General features: G+C 54.8%; 20 protein-coding genes. 19 read left to right on the top strand and 1 reads right to left on the bottom strand.

The annotated features are described in order from the left end of the window. Positions 1-35 precede the first annotated feature (35 nt). The 8 genes from rplJ (at position 36) to tuf (ending at position 14,385) form a co-directional block, all read left to right on the top strand. Positions 36-530 (top strand): 50S ribosomal protein L10, encoded by a 495-nt coding sequence (gene rplJ, locus P0078_RS11045; protein ID WP_282934404.1) that lies wholly within the window; start codon positions 36-38, stop codon positions 528-530. 77 nt (positions 531-607) lie between these two features. Then, positions 608-976, top strand: coding sequence for a 50S ribosomal protein L7/L12 (rplL, locus tag P0078_RS11040; RefSeq protein ID WP_282934403.1), 369 nt, complete (start codon positions 608-610; stop codon positions 974-976). Positions 977-1,274: 298 nt separating this feature from the next. Continuing rightward, the gene (rpoB, locus tag P0078_RS11035; RefSeq protein ID WP_282934402.1) at positions 1,275-5,348 is read left to right on the top strand and encodes a DNA-directed RNA polymerase subunit beta; all 4,074 of its coding nucleotides are present in this window, start codon (positions 1,275-1,277) and stop codon (positions 5,346-5,348) included. Between the two features lie 135 nt (positions 5,349-5,483). Beyond that, on the top strand, positions 5,484-9,713 hold the full coding sequence (rpoC, locus tag P0078_RS11030) for a DNA-directed RNA polymerase subunit beta' (protein ID WP_282934401.1): 4,230 nt from the start codon (positions 5,484-5,486) through the stop codon (positions 9,711-9,713). Between the two features lie 250 nt (positions 9,714-9,963). Next, a complete protein-coding gene (gene rpsL, locus P0078_RS11025) occupies positions 9,964-10,338 on the top strand; it encodes a 30S ribosomal protein S12 (protein ID WP_108731651.1) in 375 nt (124 codons plus the stop codon). A gap of 110 nt (positions 10,339-10,448) precedes the next feature. Beyond that, entirely contained in the window at positions 10,449-10,919 is a 471-nt protein-coding gene (rpsG, locus tag P0078_RS11020) for a 30S ribosomal protein S7 (protein WP_152451131.1), read from the top strand. 90 nt (positions 10,920-11,009) lie between these two features. Beyond that, the gene (gene fusA / locus P0078_RS11015; RefSeq protein WP_282934400.1) at positions 11,010-13,115 is read left to right on the top strand and encodes an elongation factor G; all 2,106 of its coding nucleotides are present in this window, start codon (positions 11,010-11,012) and stop codon (positions 13,113-13,115) included. 76 nt (positions 13,116-13,191) lie between these two features. Further along, positions 13,192-14,385 (top strand): elongation factor Tu, encoded by a 1,194-nt coding sequence (tuf, locus tag P0078_RS11010; protein WP_108731642.1) that lies wholly within the window; start codon positions 13,192-13,194, stop codon positions 14,383-14,385. A 190-nt stretch (positions 14,386-14,575) separates the two neighbouring features. Here the strand turns inward: tuf and P0078_RS11005 are convergent, their stop codons facing one another. Then, on the bottom strand, positions 14,576-15,052 hold the full coding sequence (locus P0078_RS11005; RefSeq protein WP_282934399.1) for an aminoacyl-tRNA deacylase: 477 nt from the start codon (positions 15,050-15,052) through the stop codon (positions 14,576-14,578). Between the two features lie 174 nt (positions 15,053-15,226). Between P0078_RS11005 and rpsJ the strand changes: the two genes are divergently transcribed. The 11 genes from rpsJ (at position 15,227) to rpsQ (ending at position 20,295) form a co-directional block, all read left to right on the top strand. After that, the gene (rpsJ, locus tag P0078_RS11000) at positions 15,227-15,538 is read left to right on the top strand and encodes a 30S ribosomal protein S10 (RefSeq protein ID WP_010133849.1); all 312 of its coding nucleotides are present in this window, start codon (positions 15,227-15,229) and stop codon (positions 15,536-15,538) included. A gap of 110 nt (positions 15,539-15,648) precedes the next feature. Continuing rightward, a complete protein-coding gene (gene rplC, locus P0078_RS10995; RefSeq protein ID WP_108731654.1) occupies positions 15,649-16,284 on the top strand; it encodes a 50S ribosomal protein L3 in 636 nt (211 codons plus the stop codon). Positions 16,285-16,302: 18 nt separating this feature from the next. After that, on the top strand, positions 16,303-16,917 hold the full coding sequence (gene rplD / locus P0078_RS10990) for a 50S ribosomal protein L4 (protein WP_020411385.1): 615 nt from the start codon (positions 16,303-16,305) through the stop codon (positions 16,915-16,917). Then, the gene (rplW, locus tag P0078_RS10985) at positions 16,914-17,210 is read left to right on the top strand and encodes a 50S ribosomal protein L23 (protein ID WP_282934398.1); all 297 of its coding nucleotides are present in this window, start codon (positions 16,914-16,916) and stop codon (positions 17,208-17,210) included. Before rplD ends, rplW begins: the two co-directional genes overlap by 4 nt. A gap of 14 nt (positions 17,211-17,224) precedes the next feature. Further along, positions 17,225-18,049 (top strand): 50S ribosomal protein L2, encoded by an 825-nt coding sequence (gene rplB / locus P0078_RS10980; RefSeq protein ID WP_108731657.1) that lies wholly within the window; start codon positions 17,225-17,227, stop codon positions 18,047-18,049. Positions 18,050-18,086: 37 nt separating this feature from the next. After that, entirely contained in the window at positions 18,087-18,365 is a 279-nt protein-coding gene (gene rpsS / locus P0078_RS10975; protein WP_069946924.1) for a 30S ribosomal protein S19, read from the top strand. A gap of 15 nt (positions 18,366-18,380) precedes the next feature. Next, entirely contained in the window at positions 18,381-18,713 is a 333-nt protein-coding gene (rplV, locus tag P0078_RS10970) for a 50S ribosomal protein L22 (protein ID WP_282934397.1), read from the top strand. A 19-nt stretch (positions 18,714-18,732) separates the two neighbouring features. Then, positions 18,733-19,413 (top strand): 30S ribosomal protein S3, encoded by a 681-nt coding sequence (gene rpsC / locus P0078_RS10965; protein ID WP_282934396.1) that lies wholly within the window; start codon positions 18,733-18,735, stop codon positions 19,411-19,413. 11 nt (positions 19,414-19,424) lie between these two features. Beyond that, on the top strand, positions 19,425-19,838 hold the full coding sequence (gene rplP / locus P0078_RS10960) for a 50S ribosomal protein L16 (RefSeq protein ID WP_282934395.1): 414 nt from the start codon (positions 19,425-19,427) through the stop codon (positions 19,836-19,838). Beyond that, positions 19,838-20,029 carry a 50S ribosomal protein L29 gene (gene rpmC / locus P0078_RS10955; protein ID WP_020411392.1) on the top strand — a complete coding sequence of 64 codons (192 nt, stop codon included), beginning with the start codon at positions 19,838-19,840 and terminating at the stop codon, positions 20,027-20,029. Before rplP ends, rpmC begins: the two co-directional genes overlap by 1 nt. Before the next feature lie 2 nt (positions 20,030-20,031). After that, complete coding sequence (gene rpsQ / locus P0078_RS10950; protein ID WP_108731660.1) at positions 20,032-20,295, top strand: 30S ribosomal protein S17; 264 nt, start codon at positions 20,032-20,034, stop codon at positions 20,293-20,295. The last annotated feature ends 9 nt before the right edge of the window (positions 20,296-20,304 follow it).

Genomic DNA, 20,304 nt, shown 5'->3' with positions numbered 1-20,304 from the left:
TAAGTCCGGTTTTTTTCAAATCCAGGAGTGACACTATGGCTATTGGACTCGAAGACAAGAAAGCGATTGTCGCAGATGTCCAGCAAGCTGCTGAAGGTGCTCTGTCTGCGGTTGTTGCGGATTCCCGCGGCGTAACCGTGAATGACATGACCACTCTGCGCAAAGAGGCTCGCGAGAACGGCGTTTGGTTGAAAGTCGTCCGTAATACTCTGGCGCGTCGCGCTCTGGCAGGTACCGAATACGAATGTCTGACTGACAAATTCGTAGGTCCTAGCATCATTGCATTCTCTAACGAACACCCAGGTGCCGGCGCGCGCATCCTGAGCCAGTTCGCTAAAGGCAATGACAAGCTGGAACTGAAAGGTGCTGCCTTCGAAGGCGCGATCACCGACGTCGCATTGTTGGCAAGCCTGCCGACTTACGACGAGGCGATCGCCAAGCTGATGAGCGTGTTGAAAGAAGCATCTGCTGGCAAGCTGGTTCGCACTATTGCGGCCGTTCGCGACCAAAAAGAGCAGGAAGCTGCGTAATTTTTTCGCTAGAGCGAATCGCAGTTTCAAAACGAAATACGAGCAGCTACTGCTCAAACCAATTCAGGTACTGAATCATGTCTCTGACTAAAGAAGATATCATCAATGCTGTTGCCGAAATGTCCGTTAAGGATGTTGTTGAGCTGATCGAAGCAATGGAAGAGAAATTCGGCGTAACTGCTGCTGCAGCAGTTGTAGCTGGCCCAGCTGGTGGCGAAGCTGCCGCTGAAGAGAAAGACTCTTTCGACGTAATCCTGACCTCCCCAGGCGACAAGAAAGTGAACGTGATCAAAGTTGTTCGCGGCATCACTGGCCTGGGCTTGAAAGAAGCTAAAGGTCTGGTAGACGGCGCTCCGAGCCCGCTGAAAGAAGGCGTAAGCAAAGACGAAGCTGAAGCAGCTAAGAAAGAGCTGGAAGAAGCTGGCGCAGTTGTAGAACTGAAGTAATTCGGTTCTTGCGTCTCCCGCTAGCTGTCGCGTAAAGCGGCGGGTAGCGGTAAGGCTGGTGGACTTTTGTCCGCCGGCCTTTTTGCCGTTTGCGGTACTGAGGTTTTTACCGGTGCCGGCGGGATTTAAAAACCGTGGCAAACCTCATTTAACCATAGCGCAGTAGCGCTACCCAAAAGCAAGCGGAGAGGTTTCTGGCCAGTGCAGGCAAGTTGCATTGACCAGAGGCTTCTCGCCCGGAGGGGCTCTGGACTGGAGTCCCACGAAGTCTTGTCACTGATCAAGCTGGGGAATTTGAATGGCTTACTCATATACTGAGAAAAAACGTATCCGCAAGGATTTTGGCAAACTGCCTAAGGTCATGGATGTGCCCTTTCTGCTTGCGATACAGCTCGATTCTTATCGCAACTTTACACAGGCCGACAAGCGCCCCGACGACCGTATGGACGTTGGCCTGCAAGCGGCGTTTAAATCTGTATTTCCGATTGTCAGCTATTCCGGCAATGCCGCCCTGGAGTACGTAAGTTATACGCTGGGTAAGCCCGCTTTTGACGTTAAGGAATGTACCCTGCGCGGCGTTACCTATGCATGTCCGCTGCGCGTGCGCGTGCGTCTGATTATTTACGATAAAGAATCTGCGAATAAGTCCATTAAGGACATTAAAGAGCAGGAAGTTTACATGGGCGAGATTCCGCTCATGACCGACAACGGTACCTTCGTAATCAATGGTACCGAGCGCGTTATCGTATCCCAGCTGCACCGTTCCCCGGGTGTATTCTTCGATCACGACAAAGGCAAGACTCACTCTTCCGGTAAGCTGTTGTACGCCGCGCGTGTCATCCCCTACCGTGGCTCATGGCTGGACTTCGAGTTCGATCCGAAAGACCTGGTGTTTGTGCGTATCGATCGTCGCCGTAAATTGCCAGCGACTATTCTGCTGCGTGCCTTGGGTTACACCTCCCAGGAAATGCTGGAAATGTTCTTCGAGACCAGCACCTTTGAGCTGTTGGAAGACCGTGTCAGCCTGGAGCTGATTCCATCCCGCCTGCGCGGTGATGTTGCTTCCTTTGACATCAAAGACGGCCAGGGCAAGGTGATTGTCGAAGAGGGTCGCCGTATTACCCCGCGTCATATCCGTCAGTTGGAAAAGGCCGGCGTAGAAAAGCTGGAAGCACCGCTTGAGTACCTGTTTGGCCGTGTACTGGCGAACGACATCATCGATGAGTCCACCGGTGAGATCGCGATCGACTGTAATACCGAGATTACTGATGAAGTAATCGCCAAGCTGCGTGTACTGAACGTTAAGAGTTTCCAAACCCTGTACACCAACGACCTGGATCGCGGTCCGTTTATCTCCGACACCCTGCGTGCAGAGCCGTCTCGCACTGTGTTGGAAGCGCTGGTAGAGATTTACCGTATGATGCGCCCGGGCGAACCGCCCACCAAGGAGTCCGCAGAAGCGCTGTTCGAGAACTTGTTCTTTACCGACGAGCGTTACGACCTGTCCGCTGTTGGCCGCATGAAGTTCAACCGCCGCCTGGGTCGCGAAGATGAGACTGGCCCCGGCACTTTGAGCAAAGAAGATATCGTCGAAGTTCTGAAGACTCTGATCGATATCCGCAACGGTCAGGGCATGGTCGACGATATCGATCACCTGGGTAACCGCCGTGTGCGTTCCGTAGGCGAAATGGCTGAAAACCAGTTCCGCGTTGGCCTGGTACGTGTAGAGCGCGCTGTTAAAGAGCGTCTGTCCATGGCGGAGTCCGAAGGCCTGATGCCTCAGGACCTGATCAATGCCAAGCCGGTTGCCGCTGCCGTGAAGGAATTCTTCGGTTCCTCGCAGCTGTCCCAGTTTATGGACCAGAACAACCCGCTGTCGGAAGTGACTCACAAGCGTCGTGTTTCCGCCCTCGGCCCGGGTGGTTTGACCCGTGAGCGCGCTGGCTTTGAGGTGCGCGACGTGCACCCGACTCACTACGGCCGCGTATGTCCGATTGAGACGCCGGAAGGACCGAACATCGGTCTGATTAACTCCCTGGCTACTTACGCCCGCGCCAACCATTACGGTTTCCTCGAGAGCGCCTACCGCAAAGTGGTCGATGGCAAGGTAACTGATGAAATTGCGTACCTGTCCGCGATCAATGAAGCCAACTTCATTATTGCCCAGGCGTCTGCGGAAGTAGATGACAACGGTAACTTTGTTGATGACCTGATCAGCGTACGTCACCAGGGCGAATTTACCCTGAAAGCACCGGGCGAAATCCAGTATATGGATGTTTCCGCCAAGCAGGTGGTTTCCGTAGCTGCGGCGATGATTCCATTCCTCGAGCACGATGACGCCAACCGTGCATTGATGGGATCGAACATGCAACGTCAGGCGGTACCGACCCTGCGCGCTGAAAAGCCGCTGGTGGGCACCGGTATGGAGCGCACTGTAGCGCGCGACTCCGGCGTGTGTGTGGTTGCTAAGCGCGGCGGCATTATTGAGCGCGTTGATTCCAGCCGTGTGGTTGTTCGCGTGGCCGACGCTGAGGTGGAAGCCGGTGATGCAGGTGTGGATATCTACAACCTGACCAAATACATCCGCTCCAACCAGAATACCTGTATCAACCAGCGCCCGATCGTTAATACCGGGGATCGTGTAGTCCGTGGCGATATCCTCGCCGATGGTCCCTCTGTAGACCTGGGTGAGCTGGCTCTGGGCCAGAATATGCGTATCGCATTTATGCCCTGGAATGGTTACAACTTTGAGGACTCCATCCTCATCAGTGAGCGCGTTGTACAGGAAGACCGCTTCACCACCATCCACATTCAGGAGCTGACCTGTATTGCCCGCGATACCAAGCTGGGCAGTGAGGAAATTACTGCGGATATCCCCAATGTTGGCGAATCTGCCCTGAATAAGCTGGACGAGTCCGGCATCGTATACATCGGCGCAGAAGTAGGCGCTGGCGATATCCTGGTAGGTAAGGTCACTCCGAAGGGCGAAGCCCAGCTGACTCCGGAAGAAAAACTGCTGCGCGCAATCTTCGGGGAGAAAGCTTCCGATGTTAAAGACACCTCCCTGCGCGCGCCCAGTGGCACTCGCGGTACCGTGATCGACGTTCAGGTATTTACCCGCGACGGCCTGCAGAAAGACCAGCGCTCCCTCGATATCGAGAAGTCACAGCTGGACGAGGTTCGCAAGGATCTGAACGAAGAATACCGCATCGTTGAAGGTGCGACCTTCGAGCGTCTGCAACAGGCTCTGCTGGGCCAAAAGGCCGCCGGTGGTAAGAGTGTTAAGAAGGGCGATGAGATGACCGCTGAAGTCCTCGCCGCTCTGCCGCGCGAAGACTGGTTCAAGCTGCGTATGGAAGACGACAGCCTGAACGATCAGCTGGAAAAAGCGGAAGCTCAGCTGAAAGAGCGTCGCAAGCTGCTCGACGAAGCCTTCGAAGACAAGAAGAAGAAACTGGAGTCCGGCGATGACCTGGCTCCGGGCGTGCTGAAAATCGTCAAGGTTTACCTGGCGATCAAACGCCGCATCCAGCCGGGCGACAAGATGGCCGGTCGTCACGGTAACAAAGGTGTTATCTCCGTAATCAAGCCCGTTGAGGACATGCCTTATGACCAAAACGGTGAGCCGGTAGATATCGTCCTGAACCCGCTGGGCGTTCCCTCGCGGATGAACGTTGGTCAGGTTCTGGAAATGCACTTGGGCATGGCCGCTAAAGGCCTCGGCGTTAAAGTCGACAAGATGATCAAGGAGCAGCAGGAAATCGCCAAGGTGCGCGGATTCCTGGAAGAGGTCTACAACTCCACTGGCGGACGCAAGGAAGAACTCGACGAGTTCTCCGATGAGGAAGTCATGACCATGGCGCAAAACCTGCGTCGCGGTGTACCTATGGCGACCCCGGTATTTGACGGTGCCGATGAAAGTGAGATCAAGCAGCTGCTGCGTCTTGCCGATATCCCGGATTCCGGTCAGATCACCCTGCACGACGGCCGCACCGGCGATGCTTTCGAGCGTCCGGTAACTGTGGGCTACATGTACATGCTGAAGCTGAACCACTTGGTAGACGACAAGATGCACGCGCGTTCTACCGGTTCCTACAGCCTGGTTACCCAGCAGCCGCTGGGTGGTAAAGCCCAGTTCGGTGGTCAGCGTTTCGGGGAGATGGAAGTGTGGGCGCTGGAAGCTTACGGCGCTGCATACACCCTGCAGGAAATGCTCACGGTTAAATCCGATGACGTGGAAGGCCGTACCAAGATGTACAAGAACATCGTGGACTCCGACCACCGCATGGAGCCGGGCATGCCGGAATCCTTCAACGTACTGGTTAAGGAAATCCGCTCTCTCGGTATGAACTTCGAGCTTGAGCACGAGTAAATCCGAACCCGTACCGAAGCCTGTTGGCAGGTGAAATGAGACAAGTGCCAGCGCCCCTCGAAGCAGTGGGGCAGCTGGCTAGCCCGGCGGCTAGTGCGAGTGCCGGGTTGACTACCCCCTAGTGGAGGAAAGGCCTTGAAAGATTTATTAAATCTGGTGAAGTCCCAGGAGCAGCTGGAAGAGTTTGATGCGATTCGTATCGGTCTGGCATCACCGGACATGATTCGCTCCTGGTCCTACGGCGAAGTGAAAAAGCCGGAGACCATCAACTACCGTACCTTCAAGCCTGAGCGTGAAGGCTTGTTCTGTGCCAAGATCTTTGGCCCGGTAAAAGACTACGAGTGCCTGTGCGGTAAGTACAAGCGCATGAAGCACCGCGGCATTATCTGTGAGAAGTGTGGCGTTGAAGTGACCAAGGCCAAGGTTCGCCGTGAGCGCATGGGTCACATCGAGCTGGCCAGCCCGGTTGCACACATCTGGTTCCTGAAGTCCCTGCCGTCCCGTATCGGCCTGCTGCTGGACATGACCCTGCGCGATATCGAGCGCGTGCTGTACTTCGAATCTTACGTTGTTACCGAGCCGGGTATGACTACCCTGGAGCGCGGCCAGCTGCTGAATGACGAGCAGTACTTTGAGGCGATGGAAGAGTTCGCCGACGAGTTTGAAGCGAAAATGGGTGCCGAGGCGATCCAGGAGCTGATGGCGGACATCGAGCTGCCCGCAGAAATCCAGCGCCTGCGCGAAGAGATCCCGGCGACCAACTCCGAAACCAAGATCAAGAAACTGTCCAAGCGCCTGAAGCTGCTGGAAGCCTTCTACAAGTCCGGCAACAACCCGGAGTGGATGGTGATGAAGGCTCTGCCGGTTCTGCCGCCGGATCTGCGTCCGCTGGTACCGCTGGATGGCGGTCGTTTTGCGACCTCCGATCTGAACGACCTCTACCGTCGTGTGATCAACCGTAACAACCGTCTGAAGCGTCTGCTTGAGCTGAACGCGCCAGACATTATCGTGCGCAACGAAAAGCGCATGCTGCAGGAGTCTGTTGACGCACTGCTGGATAACGGCCGTCGCGGTCGCGCCATCACCGGCTCCAACAAGCGCCCGCTGAAGTCCCTGGCTGACATGATTAAAGGTAAGCAGGGTCGTTTCCGTCAGAACCTGCTGGGTAAGCGTGTTGACTACTCCGGTCGTTCCGTGATCGTGGTAGGTCCGACTCTGCGTCTGCACCAGTGTGGTCTGCCCAAGAAGATGGCACTGGAACTGTTTAAGCCGTTTATCTTTGGCAAGCTGGAATCCCGTGGCCTGGCCACTACGATCAAAGCTGCCAAGAAGATGGTTGAGCGCGAGGAAGCCGTCGTTTGGGATATCCTCGACGAAGTGATCCGCGAGCACCCGGTACTGCTTAACCGTGCACCGACCCTTCACCGTCTGGGTATCCAGGCGTTTGAACCGGTACTGATTGAAGGTAAGGCAATCCAGCTCCACCCGCTGGTTTGTGCGGCCTATAACGCCGACTTCGACGGTGACCAGATGGCGGTACACGTACCGCTGACGATCGAAGCGCAGCTGGAATCCCGCGCGCTGATGATGTCCACCAACAACATCCTGTCGCCTGCTAACGGTGAGCCGATTATCGTACCGTCCCAGGACGTGGTACTGGGTCTGTACTGGATGACCCGCGAGCGCGTTAACGATAAAGGCGAAGGCATGTTCTTCTCCGATATCAAAGAAGTGAGCCGCGCTTTCTACGCCAAGCAGGTTGGTCTGCAAGCGAAGATCAAGGTGCGTATCCGCGAAAATATCGTCGGCGAAGACGGTGAGAAGCACGAGACTATCTCCATTCAGGACACCACTGTAGGCCGCGCGCTGCTGTGGAACATCGTGCCGGAAGGCCTGCCGTTTGCGCACGTCAACCAGCCGATGAAGAAAAAGGCAATCTCCCGCGCCCTGAACGAGTGCTACCGCAAGGTAGGCCTGAAGGCGACGGTTATTTTTGCCGACCAGCTGATGTACACCGGTTTCGATTTCTCTACCAAGTCCGGTTCCTCCATTGGTGTGAACGACTTTGAGATTCCAGCTGAAAAAGCTGAACTGATCGATGCCGCTGAAGCGGAAGTGAAAGAGATTGAAAGCCAGTTTGCTTCCGGCCTGGTAACCCAGGGAGAGAAGTACAACAAGGTTATCGACGTTTGGTCCCGCACCAACGACAAGGTAACCCAGGCGATGATGGCCGGTATCAAGAAAGAGAAGGTGATCGACCGCGAGGGCAACGAGACCAAGCAGGACTCCTTCAACTCCGTATACATGTACGCAGACTCCGGTGCTCGTGGTTCTGAAGCTCAGATCCGTCAGCTCGCTGGTATGCGTGGTCTGATGGCCCGTCCGGATGGCTCCATTATCGAAAACGCCATTACGGCAAACTTCCGTGAAGGTCTGACTGTACAGCAGTACTTCATCTCGACCCACGGTGCTCGTAAAGGTCTGGCGGATACCGCACTGAAAACCGCTAACTCCGGTTACCTGACCCGTCGTTTGGTTGACGTGGCCCAGGACGTGGTAATTACCGAGCTGGATTGTGGCACCGACGATGGTCTGACCATGGCGCCGGTAATCGAGGGCGGTGATGTTATCGAATCTCTCGGTGACCGTATCCTCGGTCGTGTAGTGGCCCGCGATGTACTGAAGCCAGGCAGTGACGAAATCGCCGTTTCTGCCGGCACTATGATCGACGAGAAGTGGGTAGAGCGCATCGAAGCCATGGGCATCGATGAGGTTCTGGTTCGCTCCCCGATCACCTGTGAGACTGCACACGGTATCTGTGCCCAGTGTTACGGCCGCGACCTGGCCCGTGGCCACCGCGCCAACCCGGGTGAGTCTGTGGGCGTTGTTGCCGCACAGTCCATCGGTGAGCCGGGCACCCAGCTGACCATGCGTACCTTCCACATCGGTGGTGCTGCAAGCCGTGCCTCCGCTGCGGACAGCATCCAGGTGAAGCAGGGCGGTACCGTACGTCTGCATAATGTTAAGACGGTTAAGACCGAAGTTGGCACTCTGGTAGCCGTGTCCCGTTCCGGTGAGCTGGCGATTGCCGACAGCGCCGGTCGCGAGCGCGAGCGCTACAAGCTGCCTTACGGTGCTGTGATCAGCGTCTACGAAGGTGCCGAGGTAGACGGTGGCCAGATCGTGGCCAAGTGGGACCCGCACACCCACCCGATCATCACCGAGGTTGCCGGTTGGGTGAAACTGTCCGGTATGGAAGAAGGGCTCTCTATCCGCAAGCAGACCGACGATATCACCGGCCTGTCCTCTATCGAGATTATCGATCCGGCCGAGCGCCCGGCAGCGGGTAAAGACCTGCGCCCGGCAGTAACCCTGCTGGATGAGAACGGCGAAGAGCTGACTCTGGCGAACAGTAATGCGCCTGCGCACTACGCCCTGCCGCCGCGTGCAATCCTCAGCCTGGCTGAAGGTAAGCAGGTGAACGTGGGTGACGTAATCGCACGTATTCCGCAGGAATCCGGCGGTACCAAGGATATTACCGGTGGTCTGCCCCGCGTTGCCGACCTGTTTGAAGCGCGTAAGCCGAAAGAGCCGTCCATTCTGGCGGAAATCTCCGGCACCGTTTCCTTCGGTAAAGAGACCAAAGGCAAGGTTCGTCTGCAGATTACCCCGCGCGACGGCAAGCCGCTGGCCAATGGTAAGGACCACTATGAGGTTCTGATTCCAAAGCACCGCCAGCTGACTGTGTTCGAAGGTGAAACCGTAGAGAAGGGTGAGGTTATCTCCGATGGCCCGTCCAACCCGCACGATATTCTGCGTCTGAAAGGTGTTGAAGAGCTGGCTCGCTACATCACCAACGAGATCCAGGAGGTTTACCGCCTCCAGGGTGTAGGCATTAACGATAAGCACATCGAAACCATCGTGCGTCAGATGCTGCGTAAAGTTGAAGTCACCGAGATGGGTGATTCCAGCTTGATTAAGGGCGACCAGGTTGAATACCAGCGCGTGATCGAAGAGAACGAACAGCTGCGTGCCGAGAACAAGCAGCCCGCTCAGTTCGAACGCCTGCTGCTGGGTATTACCAAAGCGTCCCTGGCAACTGAGTCCTTCCTGTCAGCGGCTTCGTTCCAGGAAACCACTCGCGTTCTGACCGAAGCGGCGGTAACTGGTAAGGAAGACAACCTGCGCGGCTTGAAAGAGAACGTGGTTGTGGGTCGCCTGATCCCGGCTGGTACCGGTCTGGCTTACCACAGCGAGCGCAAGCGCAAACGCAGCCTGCAGTTGGAAGAGGCCTTCGGTGAAGGACCTTCCGCAGCTGAGGTTGAAGCAGCTCTGACTGAGGCACTGAAGTCCTCAGGCGAATAAGGCGTATCCCACTCTATCTGTTGGTGGAGTGGGGTAGGTTGGGGCACTTAGGTGCCCGATCTGATATTGGCGACTGTCTGTGATGTAAGCACTTACTTCCGTCGCCGATTGACTAGGCGGGTTGTCGCTTATAGAATGCGGCCCCCGCTTATGTGGGGTGTTCCGTTTGATCCCAGGATCGGACGATACACACAGACGATAGGCCCTCACTGTTAGAGGTGGGGGCATTTTATTTTTGGAGTGATTTTTAATGGCAACGATCAACCAGTTGGTTCGTAAGCCGAGAAAACGCAAAGTTGAAAAAAGCGACGTTCCTGCTCTGCAGGCTAGCCCGCAGCGTCGCGGAGTTTGCACTCGTGTGTACACCACTACACCGAAGAAGCCGAACTCTGCACTGCGTAAGGTTTGCCGTGTGCGTCTGACCAGCGGTTACGAAGTAACTTCGTACATCGGTGGTGAAGGCCACAACCTGCAAGAGCACAGCGTGGTACTGATTCGCGGCGGTCGTGTAAAAGACCTGCCGGGTGTGCGCTACCACACTGTACGCGGTGCACTTGACTGTGCCGGCGTAAACGATCGCAAGCAGGGCCGTTCTAAGTACGGCGCCAAGCGTCCTAAAGGTTAATCACCTTTAACGATTTGCGTTTCGGTTTCCAACCGGAGTAAGGCTGAGCTCGCCGGATTGTAATGTTTTACGGCGGCGTCTCAGAATAACCCTGAAGAGAGGCAATACCCATGCCGAGAAGACGAGTAGTCGCCAAGCGCGAAGTGCTACCGGACCCCAAGTTCGGGAACGTCACCCTGGCCAAGTTCATGAACCACGTCATGATCAGCGGCAAGAAGTCAGTTGCAGAGCGTATCGTATACGGTGCACTTGAAACTATTTCTGAAAAATTGAACAAAGATCCGATCGAAGTATTCGAGGAGTCTTTGGAAAATATCGCGCCTATGGTGGAAGTAAAGTCCCGCCGTGTTGGTGGTGCGACGTATCAGGTGCCTGTAGAAGTGCGCCCCTCGCGTCGTACGGCTCTGGCAATGCGTTGGTTGGTGGAGTTCTCCCGTAAGCGCGGTGAGAAATCTATGGCTCAGCGTCTGGCCAACGAAATGATCGATGCAGCCCAAAACAAGGGTGGCGCGGTCAAGAAGCGTGAAGATGTACACCGCATGGCAGAAGCCAACAAGGCATTCTCTCACTACCGCTTCTAAGTCTGATGAATACCAACATCGGAAATTAATACCGAAAGGCAGCACGGAAAATTCCAGGCTGCCTTTTGCCGTTATATCGAGGATACAACTGTGGCACGTAAAACGCCCATCGCACGTTACCGTAACATCGGTATCTGTGCCCACGTAGACGCCGGTAAAACCACTACTACCGAGCGCGTACTTTTCTACACTGGTCTATCCCACAAAATTGGTGAAGTACACGAAGGTGCTGCCACCATGGACTGGATGGAGCAGGAGCAGGAGCGTGGTATCACCATTACTTCTGCTGCAACTACCTGTTTCTGGTCTGGCATGCAGCAGCAGTTCGACCAGCACCGCGTAAACATCATCGATACCCCAGGACACGTTGACTTCACTATTGAAGTTGAGCGCTCCCTGCGCGTACTCGACGGTGCTGTTGTTGTACTGTGTGGCTCCTCTGGTGTTCAGCCTCAGACTGAAACCGTATGGCGCCAGGCGAACAAATACGAAGTACCGCGCATGGTATTCGTAAACAAAATGGACCGCGCCGGTGCGAACTACCGCAACGTTGTGAGTCAGCTGAAAGACCGCTTGAACGCGAATGCTGTACCTCTGCAGATGACCATCGGCTCTGAGGACGAGTTCAAGGGTGTTGTTGACCTGGTGAAGATGAAGGCCATTCTGTGGAATGAAGCCGACCAGGGCATGACTTTCGACTACGCTGACATCCCCGCTGAGCTGCAGGACGAGTGCGACGAAATGCGCGAGTACCTGGTAGAAGCGGCCGCTGAAGCCAGCGAAGAGTTGATGGAAAAATACCTGGAAGAAGGTGAGCTGTCCGAAGAAGAAATCAAGGCAGCTATCCGTCAGCGTACCCTGGCCAACGAAATTGTACCGGTTCTGGGCGGTTCTGCGTTCAAGAACAAGGGTGTACAGGCTGTACTGGACGCAGTTATCGAATACCTGCCGGCGCCGACTGAAGTTAAGGCGATCGAAGGTACTCTGGAAGATGGCGAAACTGTTGAGAGCCGCGAAGCTGACGACAACGCGCCGTTCGCTGCACTGGCGTTCAAAATTGCTACCGACCCCTTCGTTGGTACCCTGACTTTCTTCCGTGTTTACTCCGGTAAGCTGGAGAGCGGTACTGCGGTATACAACTCCGTAAAAATGAAGAAAGAGCGTGTCGGTCGTATGGTGCAAATGCACTCCAACGATCGTCAGGAAATTAAAGAAGTACTGGCTGGTGACATCGCTGCTGCGATTGGTCTGAAAGACGTAACCACTGGTGACACCCTATGCTCCGAAGCCAACAAGATTGTTCTGGAGCGTATGGAGTTCCCCGAGCCGGTAATTTCTGTTGCGGTTGAGCCCAAGTCCAAGCCGGACCAGGAAAAAATGGGTATTGCCCTCGGCAAGCTGGCCCAGGAAGATCCGTCCTTCCGCGTGAAGACTGACGAGGAAACCGGTCAGACCATTATTTCCGGTATGGGTGAATTGCACCTGGATATCATCGTTGACCGCATGAAGCGTGAGTTCAACGTTGAAGCGAACATCGGTAAGCCTCAGGTTGCCTACCGTGAAACTATCCGCAACACCTCTGAGATCGAAGGTAAGTTCGTTCGTCAGTCCGGTGGTCGCGGTCAGTACGGTCACGTATGGGTGAAGTTTGAGCCCGCCGAAGACGAGTCTCAGGAAGGTCTGGAATTCGTTAACGAAATCGTGGGCGGTGCGGTACCGAAGGAATACATTCCTGCGGTACAGAAAGGTATCGAAGAGCAGATGAAGAACGGTGTTCTGGCTGGCTACCCGCTGCTGGGCCTGAAGGCGACTCTGTACGACGGTTCCTTCCACGATGTGGACTCCAATGAAATGGCGTTTAAGATCGCCGGTTCTATGGCGACCAAGAAGCTGTCCAGTCAGGGCGGTGCGGTACTGCTCGAGCCGATGATGAAGGTGGAAGTGGTAACTCCGGAAGAGAACATGGGTGATGTGGTTGGTGACCTCAACCGTCGCCGTGGCCTCATCCAGGGTATGGAAGACAACCCCTCCGGTAAGGTTGTCAATGCGGAAGTACCTCTGGCAGAAATGTTCGGTTACGCAACCGACCTGCGTTCTGCTACTCAGGGCCGTGCTACCTACACCATGGAATTCCTGAAGTACGCCGAAGCGCCGAAAAATGTTGCCGATGAGATCATCGCCAAGACTAAGGCCTAATTAACTTCTGCTTAAAGGGGGTCGGGCCAACAGCTGGGGCCCCTTTGGCAAACTTTTAGCTAGAGGACATCTAAAGATGGCAAAAGAAAAGTTTGAACGTTCCAAGCCCCACGTGAACGTGGGCACCATCGGTCACGTTGACCACGGTAAAACCACCCTGACTGCTGCTCTGACCCGCGTATGTGCGGAAGTTTGGGGCGGTGACGCTGTTGCTTTCGACGGTATCGACAATGCACCGGAAGAGCGTGAGCGCGGTATCACCATCGCTACTTCTCACGTTGAGTACGAGTCCCCGACCCGCCACTACGCGCACGTAGATTGCCCGGGACACGCCGACTACGTTAAGAACATGATCACCGGTGCTGCTCAGATGGACGGCGCTATTCTGGTATGTTCCGCAGCTGACGGCCCCATGCCGCAGACTCGTGAGCACATCCTGCTTTCCCGTCAGGTAGGTGTACCTTACATCGTTGTATTCCTGAACAAAGCGGACATGGTAGACGACGAAGAGCTGCTCGAGCTGGTAGAAATGGAAGTTCGCGAACTTCTGGACCAGTACGAGTTCCCAGGTGACGACACTCCGATCATCGTTGGTTCCGCTCTGATGGCCCTGAACGGCGAAGACGACAACGAAATGGGTACTACCGCTGTTAAGAAGCTGGTAGAGACTCTGGACGAGTACATCCCTGAGCCAGAGCGCGCTGTAGATCAGCCGTTCCTGATGCCGATCGAAGACGTATTCTCTATCTCTGGCCGTGGTACTGTTGTAACTGGTCGTGTAGAACGCGGTGTGATCAACACTGGCGACGAGATCGAAATCGTTGGTATCAAAGAAACAACCACTACCACCTGTACTGGTGTTGAAATGTTCCGCAAGCTGCTCGACGAAGGTCGTGCTGGTGAGAACATCGGCGCACTGCTGCGCGGCACCAAGCGTGACGAAGTAGAGCGTGGTCAGGTACTGGCTAAGCCGGGCTCCATCACTCCGCACACCAAGTTCGAAGCGGAAGTGTATGTACTGTCCAAGGACGAAGGTGGTCGTCACACCCCGTTCTTCAAAGGCTACCGTCCTCAGTTCTACTTCCGTACTACCGACGTAACTGGTGCGGTAGAGCTGCCGGAAGGTACTGAAATGGTAATGCCGGGCGACAACATTCAAATGGTTGTTACCCTGATCGCTCCGATCGCCATGGAAGACGGCCTGCGCTTCGCTATCCGCGAAGGTGGTCGTACCGTAGGTGCGGGCGTTGTTGCCAAGATCATCGAGTAATAGTTACTCCTGATCTAACTAAAAAGCCGCAGCGGACGCGCTGCGGCTTTTTTTGTGCCCGATAATTGCCTACTTGCACCAGCTGGTGTTGTTTGGTGCTGCGAGCATCACCCCTCTCTGTTAGGGGCTTAATATTGAATCCTTTCCGGCATATCTGCGGCCGCTAATATTTGCTTTTAATCTAGCGAGCTTATGGCCAATCCCGGCTTAAATCGCAGCTTCTGCTGCCCGCAAACAGCTTGGTGAATTGAGGGCCGCTCATCTCAACCAGTTCTTCGTGGTCACCGGCCTCAAAGTAAATGGTTTCACGGTGTCCAAGACTGGTGTCTAGCAGGGTGGTAATGCCGTAAGCCTGGCCTAGGGCGGGCAGGGCGCCCAGTTCACAGTCTGGGAATATGGCGCCGAGTTCGGTTTCGGAGACCATTTGCAGTGAGTTTCGCCCGGTCTCATTGTGAAGCGAGCGCATGTCGAGGCTGCTGCTGGCTGGGATCACAGCCATTACGTAACCCTCTATATCCTGAAGCAAAATCGCTTTTGCCACCTGATCTTCCCGCACGTGGGCGGCGCGGGCGCTTTCCCGGCTGGTGCGAGTGTGTGGGTGCTGAATCAGGTGATAATCGACCGATTGGTCATTTAAATATTGACTCAGTGTTGCGGCGATAGTCATTGTGGATACCTCGTTCCGCTTGGGGTATTCAATTGTAGTTTCAACAGATTGAAATTTGATCAGCCTGTACAGTTGACAGCCTGCTGCGCTCCCCGTAGAATTCGCGCTCCTTTTCGCCCGCCCTCGGGGCTGCGTAAGAGGACGTTCTTTAGTTAATAATTGGAGTTTGATTCCATGCAGGGTCAACGTATCCGTATTCGCCTGAAGGCCTTCGATCACAAGCTGATCGACGCGTCCACTCAGGAGATCGTAGAGACGGCTAAGCGCACTGGCGCACAAGTTCGCGGTCCTATCCCGCTGCCGACTCGCAAAGAGAAGTACACCGTACTGATTTCCCCGCACGTTAATAAAGACGCTCGCGATCAGTATGAGATCCGTACTCACAAGCGTTTGCTGGACATCGTTGAGCCTACCGAGAAAACCGTCGACGCGCTGATGAAGCTCGATCTGGCGGCCGGTGTTGAGGTCCAAATTAGTCTCGGCTAACACTTTTACTAACTACCGAATCCCGGGCGAAAACGGTCCGGGTAGTGTAACGCTCTGAAATTGGGCGGCCGCAGTGGGTTAAAGCCCCGTGCACTGAGAGGTTAAAAAAGATGACTATAGGTATTGTCGGCCGCAAGAGCGGCATGACTCGCATCTTCACTGAAGATGGCGTATCCATTCCGGTAACCGTTGTTGAGGTTGCTCCGAATCGCGTCACCCAAGTGAAAACTCAGGAAACTGACGGTTACAGCGCTGTTCAAGTAGCAGTAGGCAGCCGCAAAGCTTCCCGTGTCTCCAAGCCCGCAGCGGGCCACTTCGCCAAAGCCAATGTAGAGGCTGGCACAAATCTTTTCGAACTGCGCACTGACGGTTCCGAAGAGACTTTCGAAATCGGTTCTGAAATTACTGTTTCCAGCTTCGAAGCTGGCCAGATGATCGACGTAACCGGCACTTCCAAAGGTAAAGGCTTCCAGGGCGGCGTTAAGCGTTGGAATTTCCGCACCCAGGACGCAACCCACGGTAACTCCCTGTCTCACCGCGCACCCGGTTCTATCGGTCAATGTCAGACTCCTGGCCGCGTATGGAAAGGCAAGAAGATGGCCGGACATATGGGTGCTGAGCGCGTAACCGTGCAAAACCTGGAAGTGGTTCGTGTCGATGCCGAACGCAACCTGCTGTTGGTTAAAGGCGCTGTACCCGGTGCACCCGGTGGCAACGTTATCGTTCGTCCGGCAGTTAAAGCCTAAGTCTGAGGGGAAATAGATATGGAACTGAATATCGCTACTCCCGAAGGCGCTAAAGGCACAGTAGCTGTCTCTGAAGTGACTTTCGGACGTGAGTTCAACCAAGATCTGGTACACCAGGCAGTTGTGGCCTACATGGCCGGCGCTCGCCAGGGTACCAAGGCGCAGAAAAATCGTTCCGATGTTTCTGGTGGTGGTAAGAAGCCATGGCGCCAAAAAGGTACTGGCCGCGCACGTGCCGGTACTATCCGCAGCCCGCTGTGGCGTTCCGGTGGCGTAACTTTCGCCGCTGATCCACGCGATCACAGCGTTAAGCTGAACAAAAAAATGTACCGCGCTGCACTGCGTTGCATTCTGTCTGAGCTGGCTCGTCAGGAGCGCCTGGTAGTGGTTGAGTCCTTTGATGTGGACGCGCCCAAAACCAAGCAGCTGGTAAGCAAGCTGGCTCAGTTTGACCTGTCCGATGCGCTGATCGTGACTGAAGAGGTTAGCGAAAACCTCTACCTGGCCGCACGCAACTTGCACAAGATCGACGTCCGCGATGTACAGGCGATCGATCCAGTAAGCCTGATTCGCTTTGATAAGGTCGTGGTTACCGTTTCTGCGCTCAAGAAAATTGAAGAGGTGCTGGGATGAACCAAGAGCGACTCTACAAAGTACTGCTGGGCCCGGTAATTTCCGAAAAAGCTGCTGGACTGGCGGATAGCGCCAATCAGGTAGTTTTCAAGGTTACCACCGACGCCGAGAAAGCTGAGATCAAGGCTGCGGTTGAGAAGCTGTTTAACGTTTCCGTTGAGCAGGTTCGCACCGTGAACGTAAAGGGCAAAACCAAGCGCACTCGCAATGGCATGGGCCAGCGCAGCGATTGGAAAAAAGCCTACGTTCGCCTGGCTGAGGGCAGCGACATCAATTTTGAAGCTGCTGAGTAAAGGGGACCGTTACAATGGCAATTGTAAAAACAAAACCGACCTCCGCCGGCCGTCGTCACCTGGTTAAGGTTGTTAACACCGACCTGCACAAGGGTGCTCCTTACGCTCCTCTGTTGGAGAGCAAGAGCAAAAGTGGTGGCCGTAACAACAATGGTCGTATCACTACCCGTCACATCGGTGGTGGCCACAAGCAGCACTACCGTGTAATCGACTTCAAACGCAACAAAGACGGTATTCCGGCTAAAGTTGAGCGTCTGGAGTACGATCCCAACCGCAGCGCACACATCGCTCTGGTGTGTTACGCCGACGGTGAGCGTCGTTACATTATCGCACCGAAAGGCCTGAAAGCAGGTGCCACCATTCAGTCCGGCGATGCCGCACCGATTGTTGTGGGTAACACTCTGCCTCTGCGCAACGTTCCGGTAGGTTCTGTAATCCACGCGATCGAGCTGAAGCCAGGCAAAGGCGCTCAGCTGGCCCGTTCTGCTGGTGCCTCTGTGCAGCTGGTAGCTCGTGAAGGTCAGTATGCGACCATTCGTCTGCGTTCCGGCGAAATGCGCAAGGTTCTCGCTGAGTGCCGCGCAACCCTGGGTGAAGTGAGCAACTCCGAGCACAGCCTGCGCAAGCTGGGTAAAGCTGGTGCTGCACGCTGGCGTGGTGTTCGTCCTACCGTTCGCGGTGTGGCGATGAACCCGGTAGATCACCCGCACGGTGGTGGTGAAGGCCGTACCTCTGGTGGTCGTCATCCGGTTACTCCGTGGGGCGTTCCGACCAAGGGTAAGAAAACGCGCAAGAACAAGCGCACCGATAAGATGATAGTACGTCGTCGCGGCAAGTAAGCCGCGCGATGTCTGAGCAGCTAGAGAGGAATCGACAGTGCCACGCTCATTAAAGAAAGGTCCCTTTATTGATCTGCATTTGATCAAGAAGGTGGAGGCAGCGATTGCAGCAAACGATCGCCGGCCGATTAAAACCTGGTCCCGCCGTTCCATGATTATGCCGGAAATGGTTGGACTGACGATTGCCGTGCACAACGGTCGTCAACACGTGCCCGTTTTGGTTAACGAAGAAATGGTTGGCCATAAACTGGGCGAGTTCGCTGCTACCCGCACTTACCGCGGTCATGCTGCGGACAAGAAAGCGAAGAAGCGCTAAGCCGAGGTTATAAAGATGGAAGTAGCAGCAAAATTACGCGGCGCACGTCTATCGGCGCAAAAGGCGCGACTGGTAGCTGATCAGGTTCGCGGCAAAGGCGTTGAAGAGGCCCTGGATATACTGGCTTTCAGTACTAAAAAGGGTGCGGCGATCATTAAGAAAGTACTGGAGTCGGCCATTGCCAACGCTGAGCACAACGAAGGTGCTGACGTTGACGAGCTGAAGGTTTCCACAATTTTTGTGGACGAAGGTATGACCATGAAGCGCATTAAGCCGCGTGCTAAAGGTCGTGCTGATCGCATTCTTAAGCGTACTTGTCACATCACTGTGAAAGTGGCCGAGAAATAAGAGAGCAGGCGAGAAAACCATGGGACAAAAAGTACATCCTACCGGCATTCGTCTGGGTATCGTTAAAAAGCATACCTCTGTTTGGTATGCCGGCAGCGACGAGTACGCAGACAAGCTGTACACGGATCTGAAAGTTCGCGAATACATTCGCAAAAAACTGGCCCACGCTTCTGTGAGCCGTATCGAGATCGAACGTCCGGCAAACACTGCACGTGTGAAGATTCACACTGCACGTCCGGGCATCGTGATCGGTAAAAAAGGTGAAGACGTAGAACGTCTGCGCAAAGAAGTAAGCGCGCAGATGGGCGTACCTGTGCACATCGACATCGAAGAAGTGCGCAAGCCTGATATGGACGCGGCTCTGGTTGGCCAGAACGTTGCCCAGCAGCTGGAACGCCGTGTTATGTTCCGTCGCGCTATGAAGCGTGCCGTACAGAACGCTATGCGTCAGGGTGCCGAAGGTATCAAGATTCAAGTAAGTGGCCGTCTTGGCGGTGCAGAAATCGCGCGTACCGAATGGTATCGCGAAGGCCGTGTGCCCCTGCACACCCTGCGCGCCAACATCGACTACGCCAATGTTGAAGCGAAGACTACTTACGGCATCATCGGTATCAAGGTGTGGATCTTTAAAGGCGAGGTAATCGGTGACGAAGTGCCCGATGAGAAGCCGGTAAAGAGCCGCAAAAAAGCTGCTAAATAAGGGGTACGCAAATGCTGCAACCAAAGCGTACAAAATTCCGCAAGGTACAGAAGGGTCGCAACCGCGGTCTTGCTCAGCGCGGCTCTAAAGTGAGCTTTGGCGAGTTTGGCCTTAAGGCTACCGGTCGTGGTCGCATTACTGCGCGCCAGATCGAAGCGGCTCGTCGCGCAATGACTCGTCACATTAAACGTGGCGGTAAAATCTGGATTCGTGTGTTTCCAGACAAGCCAATTACCAATAAGCCCCTCGAAGTTCGAATGGGTAAAGGTAAAGGTGGCGTTGAATACTGGGTAGCTCAGATCCAGCCGGGCAAGGTCCTCTATGAGATGGAGGGTGTGTCCGAGGAGCTGGCTCGTGAGGCTTTCGCACTAGCTGCGGCCAAGCTGCCTGTAAAAACAACTTTCGTTAAGCGTTCGGTGATGTAATGAAGACTGCAGATCTACGCGAAAAGTCAGTTGAAGAGCTGAACCAGGAACTGCTGAACCAGCTCGAAGCTCAATTTAAGCTTCGTATGCAAAAATCCACCGGTCAACTGGCTCAGACTCATCTGCTGAAGCAGACTCGTCGCGACATTGCTCGCATAAAGACTGTGTTGACCGAGAAGGCAGGTAATTAATCATGGCTGAAGCAAAACTGAAGCGTACTCTGACCGGCAAGGTTGTGAGTGACAAGATGGATAAAACCATCACCGTTTTGATCGAGCGCCGTGTTAAGCACCCGATCTACGGCAAAATTGTAAACAAGTCCACAAAGCTCAAGGCACATGATGAGAACAATGATTGCAGCATCGGTGATGTTGTAACCATCGAGGAATCTCGTCCTCTGTCCAAGAGCAAATCTTGGGCTTTGCAGAAAATTGTAGAGCGTGCGGCGAAGGTATAACCCCTAGCG

The organism is Microbulbifer sp. VAAF005 (assembly GCF_030012985.1).
GTDB lineage: Bacteria > Pseudomonadota > Gammaproteobacteria > Pseudomonadales > Cellvibrionaceae > Microbulbifer.
This window is presented reverse-complemented; position numbering and strand designations above follow the sequence as displayed.